This is a genomic window from Sulfobacillus thermotolerans (assembly GCF_039623705.1).
GTDB classification, from domain to species: Bacteria; Bacillota; Sulfobacillia; order Sulfobacillales; family Sulfobacillaceae; genus Sulfobacillus; species Sulfobacillus thermotolerans.
Window position 1 is genome coordinate 1,246,273 of the sequence record NZ_CP133983.1, and the last position, 19,296, is coordinate 1,265,568.

A 19,296-nucleotide genomic window follows, 5' to 3' on the forward strand; every position below is an offset into this window, starting at 1 on the left:
CAGACGTTATTCCATGGGGAAAAGCATTTCAACACCCATGGGAACGCGACTCGGATCAACCTCCACGAGATAGTCTGAGTAGGCCCGGGGATAATTTACCCCGGGTTTTTTCTTGACCGAGACAACGCGCCCAAGTTCCAACAAATTCTGCGCTGGCGCGCACCCTAGGCGCGCTTGCCGGGCGCGTTGCACGGGATCGGTGTCCGTCCCGACATGCTTGAAGACGATGAGCTTGCGCGTGGTCATAATGCCCTTGCTGGCTGAGCGATCTTGCTCGAACATGGACCCTACGGCCTCCCAAAGCAATTGCAAATCTTCTTCGCTGAATCCGGTTCCCCCGGTAGCCGGATCGGCTAAATGGGCACTGACAAATCCCTTGCCGAGGTACAATCCGTAAGGAACAAGCGATTTGCGCCCCATCGTGCGTAACTTGTCTTCGGGTTGCTCATTCTCCCACTTCTCCATATCAGAGACATTTTTGGCGCCAGGCACGGCATCGGCGACCGCCATGCGAGTTATTGACAGGTCCAGAGGAAGAATAGGGTCAAGAGAGCGGGAGAAAGCGATCTGCACGGGGCCCCGAACTTGTCCGGCATTCGCACCAGTGCTCATCACCGCTCCAAATGCCCGCACATCATAAAAATTCTGGCACATCCAGTCGCGGGCTTGGCGTACCCGTTCTTTCGCGGCGCCCTTGACGGTCACGCTCCCTGTTTCTTCATGCGCGCGCAGAATTTCGGTGTTCAGGTTGGTGGCGTGTTCAATAAAAATGGCGTAGGGCCGCCGATTATCTCGCGCGATCTGAACGTAGTTGCGCAGACGCCGTTTAATGGCGACATCCGAAACCAGGCCATGCATGTCTTCAGGGTCCAAGCGCGGGGCGTTTCCCGCGTCCGGATCTCCGTTGGGATTGCCATTTTCCACATCAAACAAAAATAAGAAATCATAGCGATTCTGAAGTGTTGTCATCGTGTTGTTCCGCCCTTTCACTGTTTTGGTGGGTTTTGCTACGATAATATGCCAGTTGATGATAATACCCCAGAGCAAATAGACTCTGATCATTTAAGGTGAGCGTGGTGGGGAAGTCGCGAATATGCGCCATCACTTGGGCCAGTTGTCCTTCGAACCAAAAGCGCAGGCGGCTGCTTTCTAGCTTGTTTAAATGGTAACGTGAAAGAGAATTGAGCCGGCCAAATGTGAGAGCCGGATTGGTGCTGGCCGCATTATAAAACCGCGTTACCACATCGGAATTGACTCCGGGATTCGCGGCATTCTGCAGCCGTCCCATCACAGCCTAATCAGACAAATGCGTATAATGCGGGACATTGATCACGCCAGACTCAATGCGGCAGGGGAATACCTGGATCTCGGGTTCGGAATAGGAATGGCCCGGGGTGTGGCGAGAAAACACATCATACAGCATAAGACCCCAATCGGCGGTGATGTCTATGGGTGCCGGTTCGTTGAGGTTGTCCGGGACCTGAAAATACGCAGGAAATTCTCGGCATCCCAAATAAGGCTGGTAAATGCACTGACCCTTGCGGGCCCGCCGAAGAAATTGGGCTTCGTACTTCCTGAGCTGTGGTTCATATCCGGGCCATGGTTCGATATGCCCAGACAGGCGGTAGTGTGGAGAGCGCAAGGCGACGGTTTGGCGTTGCGTACGGCCTTTTTGGTCACTTCCCATGTCATCTTTAGTGCCATCGGCCCACAATGGCTCGATGGCATGCGTGCCGGCCATCCACTGGACTATGGTTCGTTCGCTGGGGACGCGGTCTTTTACTTCATTGCGCCGTAAGGTAATATAGCGCGGTTCACTCAGCACCTCAATGCGGTCGATCACCCACTGAAACTCCGGTTTCCAGTAAATGGCCTCCATGATACCGCGGGCAGCGGAGGGAGTAATGACAGGGTAACTCATGCGTTCCACTTTCGTTTCGGGTCGGGTGAAGCACCCCAAATCCCCCCAAACTTCAATTGTAAGCATAGCAACCTCTCCTTAATGGCTTCCGCTAATAGATTGTCCTAATGGCACAGCGGCAGCCTATCAGACATTTTTCCGCACGGACCGATTATGAAATCAAGACATCCGATTGGGTTGGCATGAGGCCAAAAATCGGGCTGTAATCGTTTGCCGCGAGATAGATATACCATGAGGTTTTCTCGTGGCGCGCATAAATCGGCTCCAGTTTCTCCCATATAGGATCTTCTTCCCGCGGCCGGTAGATATTGACGCTAAAGGACTGTGCGCGCCTTACCCAGTCCTGCGAAAATCCCTTGACGCGCACATCAGTGGCCAACTCTTCAAAAGAACTCGAGTGGTAGGGAACCAGCACGCTCAAGGTGGTGCGGTCGATGAGGCGGTAGTCACGGTCCACAGCCGGAAAGTCCAAGGAGCGTATTTCTTGGAGCAACGCGCGATAGGTTTCTCCAGGTCGGTTCATCTCGTACAAACGCCGCCAGTACTGTGAAAAACTATCGGGATGGTGCAAATCGAGAATCCCTTCACGGTACATGGCGCGCGTAATACTCGTGGCTTGCTGGTAAATCCCTGGGGGATAGCGGTCTTCTGGCGGCTGGAAGACAATAAACCGCCCCGGATCGGGTAGACTTCCCTCGCGATTGCAGCGGCCGGCCGCTTGGGCCAAGCTATCGGCGGGGGCCCAGGCCCGGTACACCGTGGGGAAATCCACATCAACTCCCGCTTCGATGCATTGGGTGGCCACCACACGGCATCCATCCCCCTCCAAAGACTTCTTGATTGCCGCCAAGGTGTCGGTGCGGTGAGCCGGGCACATATTGGTGCTCAGATGAAAGAGAGGCAGCTCGTCTGTTTTCTGCTCAGCCACTGCCGCCGCTAATGCGGCCGCGTGCTGCTTGAGATTGACCATGGCTAAACACGCGGGCTGTTGCAGCATTTCTTCGGCAAGATGGGCCCATGACTGCGGAGCTTCCCGAAATTCCGTATGAAAACGGTGAACTTTCGCAAACAATTCCGGGGGATTATTAATAATCTCGCGAAATTGGCACGGCGTTTGGCTGATTTGCGCATAACCATCAGACAAATTATCAAATGCCGGCTGGGTTGCGGTAGCAAACACGACCGTCGTGTGGTAACGCTGACTCAGGGCACTCAGATTTGCCACGATGGGAATCGCCAAGGAAAGAGGAAGGCTTTGGACTTCGTCCAGGAGGATCACGCTGTTTGCTAGGTTATGCAGTTTTCGACAGCGGCTCGGGCGATTACTGAACAGGGATTCAAATAATTGCACAGTGGTGGTTATGATGATGGGGGCATCCCAGTTTTCAGCGAGGAGCCGGGCAGAGCCTTCTAGCGAGGCCGTGTCGCCATAGTCCGCTAAACTGTGGTGTTCAACGATATAGCGGGAGCCAAACATCGCAAAGAGATCTCGGTATATTTTGGCGGTCTGTTCGATAATCGTGAGATAGGGCAATACCACAATAATGCGGTCTTTGTGTTGCACGGAGGCTTGTTGCAAAGCGTATGCCAACATGGCCAGCGTCTTACCCGCACCGGTCGGCGCGGTCAGGGTGCGAAAGCCATCCGGTTCGTTCCCCGCTTGTAGAGCTTGGGTCCATACTTCGTGGCGAATTTGCTGAAGGGCCGATGAAATCCCTGCACTCTCTAATGACGCTAAGCGTTGCATGACAAGGCTTAATGCTTGCTCAGGATGGAGAGCTGGGCCTGCTTGTCGGAAAACTTTATGCCCATCGGCATCCTGGTGAAAGTGCGCTTCGGTATCTAAGAAATCGGCATCAACAAGACAGGAATAGAGCATGCGCACATCCAGCATCATGTTGAGCGAAGCGTTGGGTGCCGGCAGTGGATTCGGCACGACAGTCGTTCGGGGCGGCAAAGCTTGGAGCCCATCACTCTCGAATCGCTGCATAACGGTTTCGAAGGAGGCCTCTGAAAGTGTTAATGATAACGGATGATGTGTCATTAAGATGTTTGGGTCCATGTTTTCACGCATTTTCGACGTAGATAGCACATCGAGGCCCACATGGTGGCCTTGAATGGCTAGAGCGGCGCCAATAGCATGCAAATGCACTGCTTTCCATGCGCCGAATGACCAGTGATCAATATGCTGAGCTTTGCCTTTTAATCGTGCCTGGAACTTTTCACCGTATTTTCCGCAATCATGGAGTATTCCCGCGAGGGCGGCTTCCTCCGAAAAGCCAAGTGGAGCCGCAAAACTAGAGGCCATTTGGCTCACCGTCCGCAAGTGGTCCGAAAGGGATTGGGATTGGCCCCCGGTGGGGGCTGAATGCGCCAGCCATTTTTCCATTATGATGCCCTGCAGAAACGCGTTAGTGTTTTCATTATTATAAATTTACCATAATATGTCGGTTTAAGGGGGACGATAACAAATAATTCTCGAATTATAGGCTAAGAAAAGTGTCAACAGTCTGGTAGATCGGGAAGTAAAGCGGGGAATTATGCGCTAGTCTCGCATTTTGGGCGCTTTACGTAATAGGCATCCTGTTAATACAGGTGGTGGATCGGAGTTTAAACCCGCTCGGGTTCAGCAGGTTAACGCCGGCTTGAGTGTCGCAGTGAGAGTCTTAATGTACGGAAGTTGAAAAGGGGGAACGAGTGATGTTCACATCATCATTCTCAAACACCACGCCAAATTCGACGAACGGGAGAAGCAGTGGCGAAGCAATAATCGGAGGGTTTACGATAAGTGACACAGCAGAATTTATAAAAAAAATACATCGGCAGTACACTTACTTCTATGATGAGTGGAGGCGCCTTGTAGCAGCAAACACGGGCTCAGCGATTACGGAAGCCCAGAGTCTTGCCCAATATTTAACCGAGTTGAGTCGACGTCGGTCCCACGGATGGGATAGGGAGATATTGGCAGGAACGAAAAGGTCTCGGGAAACCATTGGGTTCAGAGAACAAGAAACCGAAAATATATACCGTGACCCTAGAAGAACGCGAGTTCATTAAGCAGGCGTGTTTCATTCGGCAAACGCACGGACCCCACGATGGTGACGTATAGTGGTCCCCAAAAACTAGACCATTGGGGAGGCCCTTAAGTGTTACACGGGACACACGATGGCGAAACAAACACGGCATTCGGCCCCCTTCAAAAGCCACGTGGTGCTTGAAATGCTCCAGGAAGAAAAAACGGTCACGCAGATTGCCGACTAGGGCATTCATCCCGGGCTGTGGCATCGAGGGAAACGCCAGGCCCTGGACAATTTCCCGCAGCTGTTTGCGGAATCGCAGGCGCTCAAACAGCAAACTCAAGCCCATGAGGAACAACTGACCGCACTCTATGCGGAAATCGGCAAACCGACCACCCAGGTCGAGTGGCTCAAAAAAATCTGGCCTCAACCCTGACCCGCGATGAACGGATTATCTTGCTGGTTTGGGGAGCGAATACTCTGCCGTGGACGACACTAGCCGCGTTGTTAAGCCTCAACCGCTCGAACCTCTATGACCGGCCCGTCGGGCCGGATGCCGACGAGATCGCCCTCAAGCATCGCATCGAGGACATTGACACCGATCGGCCCTTTTACGGATCCCGACGGATGACGGCCCCGTTGAACCAGGAGGGTTACGCCATGAACCGTAAGCGCGTGCAGCGCGATCTGCGGGCGATGGGGATTTGGGGGCTCGCGCCGGGTCCCCAGACCAGCACCCGGTGTGCCCGTATTTATTGAACGGTGTCACGCCGGCGTACCCCAATCACGTATGGGGAATTGACATCACGTTTATCCGGTTAGTGCATGGTTGGCTTTATTTAGTGGCCATTTTGGATGGGTATTCGCGATTCGTGGTGGCCTGGGAACTCTCCGAAACCTTGGCATGGCCCTTTGTGCTCACGGCCGATAAGCGGGCGTTGTCCATTGCCACTCCGACCATTGGGAATCATGATCAAGGCAGCCCTTTGACCAGCCCCCAATACACGGCCTTGTTGTTGGCCAAGGAGGTACAAATCAATATGGACAGTATAGGGCGGGCGTTGGACCATGTGTTGACGGAACGGCTGTGGCGCAACGTGAAGTATGAAGAAGTCTATCTACACGATGACCGTTCACCACGGGAAGCGCGATCAGGCTTGAGCCGATACTTTACGTTCTATCACGATCACCGGCTGCATCAATCCTTAGGCTACACGCGCCACCCGCGGCCTGGTATACGCCCCTTCCACCCTTTGCCGGGAGGGGGCCCCGAGATTGAATCCCTCCTCGACAGCCCTACGGGCTGGGTTTCCGGTTTGGTGCGGGCTGTTTCAGCCCGCACCAAACCGGAGGGTAAAGTCCCAATCATGATCAACAGAAAGAAGGCCAGTCTCACACTTTGAGGGTCAAAAATCTGTCTTGACAATGGGGTCCACCTTACTGTCAAATATCGACGCAAACGGATCGTTTTCGGAAACTACCCGAAAAAGTGGTGGCCTTCTTGGGACAAGGCAGTGCGCATGATATGCTGTTTGACCCAACAAACCGATATAATTCTGCCGGTCTAGCTAAAGGGGAGGCGATTTCTGGACATCACGAGGTCCCAGTTATCGCTCAATGGTTTTTAGAGCGCAATCCGCGCGTTACGGAAGTGAGATGCTCCTATTATCACAATGCCGCAGAGTCGGGCTATATGAAGGGTTCAAGATTCGCGGACAAAGTTGGCACGGACAATGGTTGCCGAACTCCATGCGATTTGAAGGGTTCATCGATACCGGAGGGCCGCGCGTAGTTTATGGGTAGCCAGAATTGCTACAGCATCAGTCTCATCAGCAAAAATTTGTGCCATCTCAGTTACGCTACGCTTCGACACGCGTTTCAATGGCGGTATGTAACACCATGGCGCCGGCGCCAAAGACACTGGTTAGGTCGCCTAGGCTCGTGGTTTGCACAGCAATTTGGCGGCGTCCTTCGGCAATCCCCCGAGCATTGACTGCTTCGTCAATTTCATGTCGAAGAAATTCCCCTAAATGGGATAATGGGCCGCCCAGAATAATCATGTCGGGATCATAAATATTCGCCACATTCGCGAGGCCGATTTTCAAATATGTCAACGTTTCTTCGACAGCTCGAACCGCCCAGTCTTCGCCTGCGGCGAAGCTAGTGAGGATGTGATCGAGTTCAATCCACTGCCTGACATCGGCCGTGCGCATGGCGCGTTCGGTTAACGCGCGTACAGAGGCCATAGCTTCAAAACAACCGTGACGTCCGCAACGACACAGCGGGCCGTTCTCAACAATAACCATGTGGCCGACTTCAGTGCCCGCGCCCGTCGCACCTTGCATGAGGTTGCCTTCAACAACCGCACCTCCGCCAATGCCCATACCCAGTGAGAGATAGAGCAAGAGTTCGCTATGTTGCGCTTCGCCAAAAAAGTATTCGCCTACGGCTCCCGCATTGGCATCGTTCACAATGAACACAGGCTCCCCAAAGAGTTGAACAAAAAAGTCGCGCATGGGGACGTTGGTCCAGCGAATATTAGGCGCATAAATCACATCACCCGCTGTGGAGATGATGCCGGGAATGGATATCCCAAATCCCAAGTAGCGTCTTTGGTCAATATCTTGGCGGAAGGCGGCGGCATCTTGGCCAATCGACTCGAGGACTTTTTCTGGAGGACTCGATAAATCGTAGTAGCCAATGGTTTGCCGTATAATACGGGCTTGCAAGTCAAACAAGATGACGTGGTAGCTACCGACGTCGATGGCGGCGCCAATAATGAAACCACCGGTGGGATTAATATCGAGCAATCGTTCGGGATGGCCGGGTCCTGCACTGACTGACCCTACTTCAGTTAGGATATGCTTTTGTAATAAACGTTGGGTCGCCACGGTAACGGTCGATTTTGTTAGCCCTAAAATTTCAGCGATGCGGCGACGTGAGGTGGGACCATTTTGACGAACAACGGTAAGAACCGCAATATCGTTCATTTGGCGCATTAAACTGTGGCGCGCCACAGAAATTGGCATAGAAGCGAGCTCCTTGACCTGTAGATTATAGGTATCAGAGTATCACAGCATAATGGCCATGCCAAATTTATGATGAAAATATTGCGAAATCTTTTAGCTTTGAGTCAAAATATCTGATAAAATGAACACAATCCGAATTAATTAAGGAGGAAGACTTTATTATGGCGACTGATAAGTTGGCTCCGCAAAGACATGATCATTTTACTTTTGGCTTGTGGACTGTTGGCAACCGAGGGCGAGATCCATTTGGTGATGCTGTTAGAGATACACTTGCGCCCACAACGATTGTTAGGGAATTAAGTAAGCTGGGGGCTTATGGTATTACACTTCATGATAATGACCTTATTCCCATGGAGGCAACTTCCGCTGAAAGAGACCGGATTGTGAACGAATTTCGCCAGACATTAGACGAATTCGGCATGGTTGTACCGATGGTCACCGTGAACTTGTTTTATGATCCGATATTTAAAGATGGAGCCTTTACCTCCTCAGCTCCAGCCGTAAGGCGTTTTGCGATAGACAAAGCCAAACGGGCGATCGATTTAGGGCGGGAGTTAGGAGCGCACATTTTTGTTTTGTGGGGTGGACGCGAAGGAGCGGAAGTCGATGGAGCGAAAGATCCCCGTGATGCGCTAGCGTGGTACCGGGAAGGAATTAATACACTAACCGAACATATTCGTAATCAGCGCTACGATATGCGCATTGCTTTGGAACCGAAGCCTAACGAACCGCGCGGTGATATTTATTTGCCGACGGTCGGATCGATGTTATCGTTTATTGGAACTCTCGATGATGCGGAACTTGTCGGAGTCAACCCCGAAATTGCGCATGCCAAAATGGCGGGTTTGAATCCAGTACACGAGATTGCCCAGGCCATTGACCAAAATAAGTTATTTCATATTGATCTTAATGATCAGCGGATTGCCCGTTTTGACCAAGATTTGCGCTTCGGGTCCGATGATATCAAGGGCGCGTTTTATATCGTTAAACTACTTGAAGACAGCGGATACGATGGGCCTCTCCATTTTGATGCGCATCCCTACCGCACAGAAGATGCTGAAGGCGTCTGGGAATTTGCGCGTGGCTCTATGCGCAGCTACCTAGGATACCGGGAAAAAGTGCGTCAATTTCATGCGGATGCGGAAATCTCTGGAGTTTTAGCGCGCATTCGGGAGTTAAATGAAACGGGGCCTGCTGTTGTGGATAGCTCAAGTTTGGCATACTGGCGCGAACGCGGCTATGCGTATGAAAAGCTTGACCAGCTTGTGACCGAGTTACTCTTGGGGCTAAGATAAGGGGCGGTAGGCTAACTTAGCCAAGCACAAGCGCACAGAGAATTACGACATCATTGCGTCACGTAGCGGAATTGGAGGGCCACTTAGCTGTGGAGAAGGTCACGCACCATATTGGAGACATTGACGTTATTAGTTTGGAGAATCCCTATTGGGCCTGCCTTATTGCCCCGGCGCTGGGAGGACAGATTCTGTCGTTGCGCTTCAAGCCGTTGAATTGGGAATTGCTCCGCGTGCCGAGTCACCAGAAAGCATGGGAAGATGAGCCATTCTTATTTGGTATTCCCATTTTAATCCCCCCTGGCCGGATTGCAGAAGGACAGTTTACCTGGAACGGGACTCATTACCACTGGCCTCAGAATGACACGGCTGGACCGAATCACCTTCATGGGTTTGTTTGGAATCGGCCATGGCGGGTTGTCGACGTGAGCGCGACACATTTGTGGTTGACGCTAGGCGCGCAAGGCACTGCTGACTTGGCGTGGTATATGGGGTCTCGCTTGAATGTTGGTGTGGAATATGCGTTGCGTGGCCCAGAGCTCCTAATTCGGGTGACGGCGAAAAATACGGGATCAATGAGCGTGCCATTCGGCATAGGATTTCATACGACTTGGAACTTGCAAGAACAGGATTGGGAGGTACTGATTCCTCGTGGGCGAGAGTGGGCCATGACTACGGCACTGATGCCCAACGGAACATTTCTTCCCCATTTATCATCGTTGCGAGGTTTACCCGTTGGACGATTAGCCACGTCCGTAGTGGCTGATGCCTGTTACCGCCTCGATGACGACGTTGATACCGCGGTATTCATGCGAGGTGCCGAGTCGGCTTTCGAATTTATTTGGCAACCCGATGCACAATTTCGTCAGTTGACGATCTTCCGGCCCTCGTTAAACAGTCCATTCATCTGCGTTGAGCCATGTACGTGGACACACAACGCACCCAATTTGTCCGTAGACCAGGCTATCAGCGGAATGAGTGGCTTAGATTCAGGTGAGGAAAAGGTGTTTGAGTATCGTATTCTGGCTAATGCGCAGTAGAATTCGTTACAAATGTTCGTTTATTGATCGATCAGGGTGTTCGCGGTTAGATACAATATATCAATCTTTTTCCTCTTCGTATGATGTCGTTCTGCTGTAGATTTAAAGTATCCCAAAGGCTTTTTGCCTTTGGGATACTTTAGGTAAAAATGAGATGACTGCACCATAAGCGATATTGAACGAACATTCTATCTGTTTGACTCGTTCCTAATAAATTAAGACGAGAGATGTGGATGAGAAAGAATTTTTGTTGATGTCGGAAACGGAATGCCTGTAGTAATAAAAGTAACGAGGTTAATGGGTTCGAAAATGTCAAAACAAGGTGCTGTTGTCAATAGTGGATGTGTTGTGAATTTGAGTAATCAATATGAAAGGTGGACAGCTGGATGAGTATGGTTGTGTTGGGGAGTGCGGTAGTCGACATGCCATTGGCTTATGACCACATGCCGGTAGATGGGGAAACAGCCCGCGTGACTAAGAGCGATATGACGGTTGGCGGTAAGGGTGTCAATCAAGCCATTCAGCTTGCGCGTTTGGGAGAAGATGTGACACTGATTACCGTCCTTGGGGAGGATCCCTTAGGGCAATGGATGAAAGACCGCCTCTCCGACGCTCATTTAACGCTAAGGATTATCACAGGATCCAAAAATACAGCTTATGCTGTACCGATTCAGTTGCCTGACCGTCATTTTATTTTTCATGTGCCCGGTGTCAATGAAGAGGTGTCGGTTTCTGACTTACAGGCATTGGCATACGACTGGTTGTCGGTTGATACGTTGATCTTGCAAGGCGAGTTACCGTGGGATGTGTCCTTGTGGGCAGCGTCGCAGGTCGTCAGTGCCGGCGGTCGTGTTGTGCTGAATCCAGCCCCTGCTGATAATCTGCCGCCCGCACTGCTCAACCTCGCGACCTTTTTGACGCCCAATGAGTCAGAATTTGCCATGATGACTCAAGCGCCAGAGAATGCGTGGGACGATGCGGCAGCCGCTTTATTTGCACAAAATCCGAGGCTCGAGGCGTGCTTGGTGACTTTAGGTGCTAGGGGCCTGTGGTTGTTTCAAAGGCAGCAACCACGGCTAGAATTTCCGGCCCTTCCCGTGGATGTCGTTGATCCAACGGGCGCGGGGGATTCGGTTACAGCTGTATGGACGTGGGCAGTATTCCGCCAGAACCTGTCGTATGAAGCGGCCTGTATGCTGGCGTTAAAGGCGGGTTCGTTAGTTGTGAGTCGCTTGGGGGCAGGGCCGGCCTTGCCAACCAAAGACGAGGTACTAAGTGGGTGGGTAACGCCATAGAGACTGAGGGTGTTAAGGCGATAACAGAGCCCTGAGATTCGTTGATATCAGATAATGAAGTTTTTCTCGGTGGGAGTGTAGTTCTAACACTTGTGGGGCCTCTAGAGGTCCGTCATACTAGACGTTAGGGAATGGCTAGGAGGTTGGATATGGAGCGCGCTCTTATCGCCTTTGACCTTGGCACAACCCATTTGAAGTGGGTTGTTACCGACTTATCTGGCCAAATTATTCTGGCACAAAATCAGATGCCATCGGGAGTAAGAACGGATGGGTGTCATTCCGAACAAAACCCCCTTTGGGTATATGACCGGATTGTCGAAGTCTTAAAAGATGCCAGGGTCCGGTGGAACATTCAACGTCTGAGCTTTTCTTGTGCAATGCACACGTTGCTGGTAGTGGACAGCGAGGGCAATCCTTTGACCCAGAGCCTGACTTGGATGGACTCATGCGCGTTTCCTGCGGCAGAACATCTGCGCAAGCAAGATGTGGCGGGGGATTTAAAGCGGCAAACAGGCGTTCCCTTACACGCCATGTCACCACTGGTCAAGTGGATTCACCTGCGCTCCACGCTGCCGAAGTCCGCACGACCCGTATCGCTCAAAGATTACCTCGTATTTCGCCTCACCAACCGGTGGCAAACCGACTACTCTACGGCTGCGGCCAGTGGTTTTCTAGGACTCAACGGGGATTGGTGTCCTCTTGCATTGCACTATGCGGATGTGTCTGCGCGTGACCTTCCTGAATTGCATCCTGTGACGTTGGCCATTCCTGATACCACCGGTCAATTCGAAGTTGTGCTCGGCGGCAATGATGCTGCGACTGCTCATGTTCATTTGGGTATTGCCCCAGATGGAGGGGTGGGGGTATTAGCGATGGGGACCAGTGGAGCGCTACGCACGACGTCAGCATATACAGTGGATTCGCCTGAGCTCTTCTGCTATACCATGGGACCAACCCGAGGGTATCTCGTCGGTTCTGCCTTTTCCAATATCGGCAATTACTTATCGTGGGTTGCGAACCTATTTTCCCTTTCGGTCGATGAGGTTCTTCACAGGGGGATTGATACCGTCCGTCGTGGGGAGCCCTTGCCGGTGGCGATCCCTTATTTATACGGTGAAAGGTCGCCGTGGTGGCGTGAAGATCTCCACGCCGAATGGCGTGGTCTAACCCCATTACATGGACGGGACCATATGTTAGGATCGGCGCTCTTGTCCATAGCCGCTATGTACTTCAGAGGGCTTCAAACTCTCGAACACCAAGGGGTTCCGCTAGAAGATCTCCGCATTGGTTCTGGTCTTCTTGACAGGCCATTTTTAGCGCAATTTCTTTCGGATTCGCTGAGTCGTCCGTTGTCGCTCGTCGATGCTCAAGACGCATCACTTATGGGGGCGATCGACCTTGCTCGTTCAGAAAAGGGTCTTACAACTCCGGTGATACAACGCTACTACCATCCATCCCATTCGTCACTGTATGAACGAACCCTTGAGAGGGTGTCGATTCTTGTTGCGTATCAAAAATCCTAGCATCATCGAAAGAAGTTCATAGCCCCCGCTCGCTTAGCTGTGCGAAATATTCCGGCATGGCCACCGCAAAAAATCGAACCTTTTAGCAGTGGCTGAATTTCAGAGTGTGATAAATTACTTCATTTGTCGCGAAGGGCAATTGCGGCAGGGATCTTGTGGTTACAAGATCTCCTTGCCCTGGTCTACGAGACGGCACTGCAGTCCGCCGGAGGTGTGCGCCTGAGTCATTCTATGGGAATTATAGAACCGGATCAAATACACCGGAAGAAGGAAGAATGTTTTGCAGAGTAGAAAGAAATAATTAGTCGCACTATTATATTAAACTGGGCTTCATATATTTTGGGAGGGGTTACGGCCATTCGTCAGCCAACGGAAGAAATTGGAAGAGAAGCGGCTGAGATGTTGATGCACCCGCGTACGCCGGTCGGTCAAGTACGGTTTATGGCCCAAATTCTTGCCCGCGCTTCTACAGCACTTACGCCATAAAAGGTCTATGTTGAGGGCGGTTGGTTTTCAATGCGCAAACAATCGCCTCCGACCGAACCATTGTGCGAGCACGCAAGTGGAAGAAACCATAGGGAGGCTGAATCCGAACATTAGCTACGCGACAAACCAATAAGGAGATGGATACGGTATGGAGGCAACAGGAGCCCGCCAGCGTTGGGTGCGACTCATCCCCATAATCTTTATTGTTTACAGTTTGGCGTACGTCGACCGAGCAAACTTTGGCTTCGGGGCCGCTGCGGGGCTATCAAAAACGCTTCATATTACCGCAGGATCCACGGCGCTTTTAGGAGCGATGTTCTTTCTGGGCTATTTTTTCTTTCAAATTCCAGGCGCGCATTATGCGGAAACGAAAAGTGCCAAACGAATAATCTTTTGGGGCTGATTCTCTGGGGGATATTAGCGTCTTTAACAGGATTACTGCCTAATGTAACATGGCTTATTATCGATCGACTGCTTTTAGGGGCGGTCGAAAGTGTGTTGTTCCCATCTCTCTTAGTTTTCAATACCCACTGGTTTCTAAAACCGGAGCGAGCCAGAGCTAATACGTTGTTGATTTTGGGTAACCCCGTCACAGTGTTGTGGATGTCTGTAGTGTCTGGCTTTCTCATCGCGGCGGTGGGGTGGCAGGTCATGTTTGTCTTGGAAGGCATTCCGTCCATCATCATGGCATTTGTTTGGTTGGCGCTTGTCCAAGATACACCCGAGGAGGCAACGTGGTTGCCAAAGAGTCAACGCGATGTATTTGAACAACGATTGAACGCGGAGCAGAATGCGTTTGCGCATCCGGTGAATTACTGGAATGCTTTCAAGTCGCGGGATGTTTTATTGTTAGCAGGTCAATATTTTCTGTGGAGTGCGGGTATTTATGGCTTTATTCTATGGCTACCTTCTATAGTTAAGGCTGCGTCAGGCCTTGGCATTGGTCTGACAGGTCTTATCAGCGCGATTCCCTATTTACTCGCGATTATACTCATGCTGGGGGCTTCCTTTTTCGCTGATAGAAGTCTTAATCGCAAGGCATATGTATGGCCCTTTCTAATGATTGGGGGAGTGGCGATGTATGCCTCGTTTGCCGTGGGCGTGCACCACTTCGTCTGGGCAATGTTGTTACTCGTGGTCGCAGGGGGATGCATGTATGCACCCTATGGGCCATATTTTGCGATCGTTCCTGATATCATTCCTCGTTCTGCATCGGGAGAATCTATGGCAATGATAAACAGCATGGGCGCATTAGGCTCGTTTGTGGGTACCTACTTTGTAGGTTATTTGTCCGCAGCAACCGGCTCGCCTAACGATGGATTTTTATTTATGGCGCTGTGTCTAGTCATTTCAGCAATTCTTACGATGTTGGTGCGGGTAAAGAGAACCGGTGCCGCGCAGACCCCTCCTAACGCACGTGGTCCCTTATCGGAAGTGACTCTATGACGACAATAAAAGCACTTCCACATTTTCAATGTCAGGCTCTCAGCAAGTTTCCTGGCTGGCCGTCCTTAGAAGAGTCACCCTATGCGTGGGCGTTCGGTGAACCTGCGCAAAAGCGCTTATCAGAAATCCAAGGATTTATTACCGCACCCAATTATCCATTGACTCGAGACCGTTTGGAAGCTATGACGTCGCTCATTGTAGTTTCCACATACGGCACAGGCTATGACTATATCGATGTCGCATCGGCCTCAGACCTGGGCATTCTTGTCACGCATACACCGGAGGCGGTTGTCGCAGCAACGGCAGAGCTCGGTCTCACATTGATTATGGCTTTGATGCGCCACATCGTTCCGCATGATCAAGCTATGAGAGAGGTCCTTACGGACGAATCGCCCAATCCGGGATTTCTCAATCAGGATCTGACACACAATGCCAACAGTCAAATAGTTGGGTTGGTCGGATATGGTAAAGTAGCGCAACGGCTCGAGGAAATATTGCGTGCCGTAGGTTTTCAGGTAATTTATACGCGAAAGCATGGAAGTCTTGAAGGACATCCAGGTTATCATACCTTGTCTGAGCTCTTGAGTCAGGCAGACTTTGTTGTGGTTCTCACGCCACTCACCCACGAGACGTATCATCTTATTGGGGAGCGCGAGTTGAATTGCATGAAACCCACTGCTTACTTGGTCAATATCAGCCGAGGGCCTTGTGTGGATGAAAGTGCTCTCGTGCGTTGCTTGACCGATAGACGTATTCAAGGCGCAGCGTTAGACGTTTTCGAACACGAACCGCATGTCTCTTCCGAGCTCCGTCAACTCTCGTCGATCATATTGTCGCCGCACACCGGAACCCAGACTCTAGAGGCCCGGTTTGAGATGACTCGCGATGCAGTCGCAAATGTTGAAAAGGGTCTCCTAGGTATCGCGCAGAACGGCGTTAATACCGAAAGATGGACAAGAAGACCGTAAGAATTATGGTATTGGATTGCAGGTAGTGCTGAGGGGCGACCCCAGTCGTTCGAAAAATTACATGCCGGGAAGAAACGGCTGGGGTCCAGGTTCCTCATGAGCCCATAATATTTCTGGATCACTAGTTGGTGAGTCCGTATAAGGATAAGAAGGTGGCTACTGCTTAGCTGCCAACATTTTATTTGTGAAAGATTTTTGGTGCCGGTGGGGACACAGGCAAGATTGCATCATCTATCAATCTGTGGGTTTATCTTTAGGAAGTCATCATTTGAGTGCTAGTCCCCGGCAACAAGAAGTGGTGAACGGGATATAGATAAAAGTTCGAGTGCGGTGGCAATATGATGTCTTGCCAAGGATTCGGCGCGAATTGCGTCATGTTCTGCTAGGGCATTCACAATCAGTCGATGCTCTTGTAGAGCATGTTGTGCTCTTTGCAACTGGATTTGGATAGTGGGAAAGAACAGGCGTGCAGAAATGTTAATGACTTCTTCTAAATGATGACGTAGCGGCATGTTATCTGCTATGACCGTAATGAGTTGATGAAAAGCGAGATTATGATTCAACCATTCGCTCGGAGACCAAGGCTCAATAGTGTTTTCCATGTGGTTTAGTATTTCGTGAAGTTCTGCAATATGGCTAGCCGTACATTTTTGGGCGGCAAGCCTTGCAGCGGCCCCGTCGAGGACCTCGCGAACAACGTAATAATCTCGAACATTTTCATAGGTGATAGGTAAGACAGTCATGCCTTGGGTAGGAGAAACGACGAGGAATCCTTCTTTTTCTAAAATTCGCAATGCTTCCCGCAAAGGGGTTCTGCTAATCCCGAATCGTTCGGCAAGTTCTTCCTGAATAAGGTGCATGCCCGGCGGCAGTTCGCCACTCAAAATCACTTCGCGTAAATTTCGCACGGCCGTGTCAACAAGATGGTTTTTTGTCATTAAGAGCCTCCATCATCTTAAATTATTGTATCCAATTATGTCTGAATGAATTATAAGTAACGGTTGCATACTGCGCAACGGGAAGAGAGAACAAATCTTGTCAAAATCCTTAAAAGTAAAGGAAAAATGTCGTGTCGAAAAACTGTTAGATATTATTGTGAACTTTTACAAAAGCGATAAATATGCGGACCAACCCATTACATTAGTGTAAATTTCATGATATATTCCCTCTATATTGGATACAAAATATGTCAAGGGGGTGGCTCTAATGTGTACGACAGGTATATTGAAAGGGACGGATAAAGAGTGGTTGTTGGGGTTTAAGACGTTGGATGCTGCTCCTGCTGGCACATGGCATGCAGAAGTCTCTTTCCCTTCGGGCATGCGCGCTTTAGCCGTAGGGATTACTGTTCAGCTGGGAATTAATTCAGGATTAAATTCGCAAGGGTTATGTTCTGTCCTTTCATATCTGGATACATGCATGCCCGATTCCAATGGTGGCCCGCAGGAATCGGGATGGGTGGGAGATAACCGAGGTTTGGCCAATGCATCGATGTTGGCGGAGTGTACCACGGTTCAGGAAGGATATCAGTTTTTATCACAATACTTTCAGCAATTTCCAAGCAACGTTGGAGGTAACTTCTTGTTAGCGGATCACCACGGCACAATAGGGGTGGTCGAATATTATCAAGGACAAATTCGATTTCAAGAGGGCGCAGGAAATTATTTGGTGCGCGCGAACAACGGCGTCTTGTTGGCTCAGGAGGAACAAAAGCTTCTTTCACCCGAGATTCAATTTGATCGCTTTGGGCGTTATTCACTGGCCGAAACGTTTGGAAGAACGAATCACCAACAGACGAAATCTGACGCTATTAACGCTATCAAAGAATTTTTGAGTAGCCACGGCGATGCGCTAAATCCTCCTATTTGTGTTCATGATTATGATGTGCCAGGAGCTCGCTACTCTCGCAGTGAGCCGATCTTGTTTCCTTGGCGAACCATATTGGACAACGTATTGCTCGGGCTGGATATACACTCTCGTCGTGACCGTCGCCACATCGAACGGGCGCACGAATACTTAAGGCGTTATGGACTAGAAGGCTATGCACATGCTTATCCGAACCAGTTGTCTGGTGGCATGCGGCAGCGTGCCGCGCTGATTCGGACGTTGATGATTGAGCCTTCACTCATTTTGCTCGATGAGCCATTTTCCGCACTTGATTATCAAACACGGTTATTACTCGAAAATGAGTTACTTGAGATTAATCGTCGTGAACACCGAACGATGATGTTGGTGACTCATGATATAGGGGAGGCTATTTCACTTGCAGATAGGGTCATTGTTTTGAGTCACCGTCCGGCGCATGTCAAAGCCATTCACGAGATTCGTCTTACAATCTCCGAGACTAGGACGCCATGGGAGGCGCGTAAGGCTCCCGAATATCACACGTATTTTGATATCTTGTGGCAGGAGTTAGGTCTTCAGATGGAGATTGCAGGGAGGATGAGCGCTAGTGGCAGTGAAACAGAAAATAGAGATCAGCAATCCCTCCAAGCCACGAATTTTCAATAGACACGCATCGACCGTTAAAAGCCTCGGATGGCAGGTCCTCATTGTGGGGATCGTATTAGTACTGTGGCAAATTGCTGTATGGCGTCACTGGGTCAATGGCTTTTTGACCGGCAGCCCGATGTTGATTTGGCAAAGCGCCCGGTCAATGTGGAGTGCGGGGAGCCTTCAAACCGATATTCAAATTACCGCGATTGAAACGCTCAGTGGTTTCGTTTTGGGTACTGTGGGAGGTACGATAATTGGCTACTCATTTTGGTATTGGACAGGAACGTCGAAGGTATTTCAGCCATTTGCCGTGGTGTTCAATGGTATTCCGAAGATTGCTCTGGCGCCCTTGATTATTATTTGGTTTGGTACCGGCATTCAATCGAAGATTCTCTTGGCGTTCGCGTCGACTGTTGTTGTTGCGTTGCTCGCTGCCTATCAAGGCGCCATGGAACTTGACCGGGATTTTGAACGCTTGTTATGGGCGTTTGGTGCGAACCGACGACAAGTGTTCCTTCATTTGATTCTGCCCGGAAGTATGCCGTGGGTCGTTAATGCGATGCGTATTAACGTAGGGCTGGCTTTGGTAGGAGCCGTTATCGGGGAGTTTATCGCGTCCCAGGCGGGATTAGGCCATGCTGTGTTTGTCGCCGGGAATTTGTTCGAATTAAATGTTGTCTGGGTGGGCGTCTTAGTCTTATCGCTGATGGCGTTGGTCTTGTACGGCGGGGTTGCGGTCGTCGAACGCCTCGTTATTCGAGGTCGCCCCTGGTAAGTGCGCTT

15 protein-coding genes and 1 pseudogene are annotated in these 19,296 nt (G+C 50.7%); 10 read left to right on the forward strand and 6 right to left on the reverse strand.

What is annotated here, in order from left to right; genetic code table 11:
* Positions 1–6 precede the first annotated feature (6 nt).
* The 4 genes from cas7c to ORD20_RS06375 form a co-directional block, all read right to left on the reverse strand.
* Entirely contained in the window at positions 7–969 is a 963-nt protein-coding gene (gene cas7c, locus ORD20_RS06360; RefSeq protein ID WP_103376488.1) for a type I-C CRISPR-associated protein Cas7/Csd2, read from the reverse strand.
* Positions 944–1,288 (reverse strand): type I-C CRISPR-associated protein Cas8c/Csd1, encoded by a 345-nt coding sequence (locus ORD20_RS06365; RefSeq protein WP_430626611.1) that lies wholly within the window; start codon positions 1,286–1,288, stop codon positions 944–946. The genes cas7c and ORD20_RS06365 overlap by 26 nt, the downstream gene beginning before the upstream one ends.
* A 6-nt stretch (positions 1,289–1,294) precedes the next feature.
* Positions 1,295–1,987, reverse strand: coding sequence for a type I-C CRISPR-associated protein Cas5c (gene cas5c, locus ORD20_RS06370; RefSeq protein ID WP_103376486.1), 693 nt, complete (start codon positions 1,985–1,987; stop codon positions 1,295–1,297).
* Positions 1,988–2,072: 85 nt separating this feature from the next.
* Complete coding sequence (locus ORD20_RS06375) at positions 2,073–4,310, reverse strand: CRISPR-associated helicase/endonuclease Cas3 (protein WP_103376485.1); 2,238 nt, start codon at positions 4,308–4,310, stop codon at positions 2,073–2,075.
* Between the two features lie 776 nt (positions 4,311–5,086).
* On the opposite strand from ORD20_RS06375, the pseudogene ORD20_RS06380 reads away from it, so the two are divergent.
* Positions 5,087–6,217, forward strand: a pseudogene (locus tag ORD20_RS06380) (IS3 family transposase).
* Positions 6,218–6,797: 580 nt separating this feature from the next.
* Here ORD20_RS06380 and ORD20_RS06385 read toward each other — a convergent pair.
* Complete coding sequence (locus ORD20_RS06385; RefSeq protein WP_103376483.1) at positions 6,798–7,967, reverse strand: ROK family transcriptional regulator; 1,170 nt, start codon at positions 7,965–7,967, stop codon at positions 6,798–6,800.
* 161 nt (positions 7,968–8,128) lie between these two features.
* Here ORD20_RS06385 and xylA point away from each other — a divergent pair, with 161 nt between their 5' ends.
* From xylA to ORD20_RS06420, 7 genes are all read left to right on the forward strand, one after another.
* The gene (gene xylA / locus ORD20_RS06390) at positions 8,129–9,262 is read left to right on the forward strand and encodes a xylose isomerase (protein WP_103376482.1); all 1,134 of its coding nucleotides are present in this window, start codon (positions 8,129–8,131) and stop codon (positions 9,260–9,262) included.
* A gap of 89 nt (positions 9,263–9,351) precedes the next feature.
* Positions 9,352–10,299: an aldose 1-epimerase gene (locus ORD20_RS06395; RefSeq protein WP_158246364.1), complete on the forward strand. Its 948-nt coding sequence runs from the start codon at positions 9,352–9,354 to the stop codon at positions 10,297–10,299.
* 386 nt (positions 10,300–10,685) lie between these two features.
* Complete coding sequence (locus tag ORD20_RS06400; RefSeq protein WP_103376480.1) at positions 10,686–11,594, forward strand: carbohydrate kinase family protein; 909 nt, start codon at positions 10,686–10,688, stop codon at positions 11,592–11,594.
* A gap of 149 nt (positions 11,595–11,743) precedes the next feature.
* Entirely contained in the window at positions 11,744–13,117 is a 1,374-nt protein-coding gene (locus ORD20_RS06405) for an FGGY family carbohydrate kinase (protein ID WP_158246363.1), read from the forward strand.
* A 634-nt stretch (positions 13,118–13,751) separates the two neighbouring features.
* Positions 13,752–14,006: a hypothetical protein gene (locus ORD20_RS06410; RefSeq protein ID WP_242968625.1), complete on the forward strand. Its 255-nt coding sequence runs from the start codon at positions 13,752–13,754 to the stop codon at positions 14,004–14,006.
* Positions 13,997–15,049: an MFS transporter gene (locus tag ORD20_RS06415; protein WP_242968624.1), complete on the forward strand. Its 1,053-nt coding sequence runs from the start codon at positions 13,997–13,999 to the stop codon at positions 15,047–15,049. Before ORD20_RS06410 ends, ORD20_RS06415 begins: the two co-directional genes overlap by 10 nt.
* Complete coding sequence (locus ORD20_RS06420) at positions 15,046–16,017, forward strand: 2-hydroxyacid dehydrogenase (RefSeq protein WP_103376478.1); 972 nt, start codon at positions 15,046–15,048, stop codon at positions 16,015–16,017. The genes ORD20_RS06415 and ORD20_RS06420 overlap by 4 nt, the downstream gene beginning before the upstream one ends.
* A 275-nt stretch (positions 16,018–16,292) precedes the next feature.
* Here the strand turns inward: ORD20_RS06420 and ORD20_RS06425 are convergent, their stop codons facing one another.
* Positions 16,293–16,955: a GntR family transcriptional regulator gene (locus ORD20_RS06425; protein WP_103376477.1), complete on the reverse strand. Its 663-nt coding sequence runs from the start codon at positions 16,953–16,955 to the stop codon at positions 16,293–16,295.
* 268 nt (positions 16,956–17,223) lie between these two features.
* Between ORD20_RS06425 and ORD20_RS06430 the strand changes: the two genes are divergently transcribed.
* Positions 17,224–18,528, forward strand: coding sequence for an ATP-binding cassette domain-containing protein (locus ORD20_RS06430; protein WP_430626612.1), 1,305 nt, complete (start codon positions 17,224–17,226; stop codon positions 18,526–18,528).
* A complete protein-coding gene (locus ORD20_RS06435; RefSeq protein WP_242968623.1) occupies positions 18,470–19,288 on the forward strand; it encodes an ABC transporter permease in 819 nt (272 codons plus the stop codon). The genes ORD20_RS06430 and ORD20_RS06435 overlap by 59 nt, the downstream gene beginning before the upstream one ends.
* Positions 19,289–19,296: the final 8 nt, after the last annotated feature.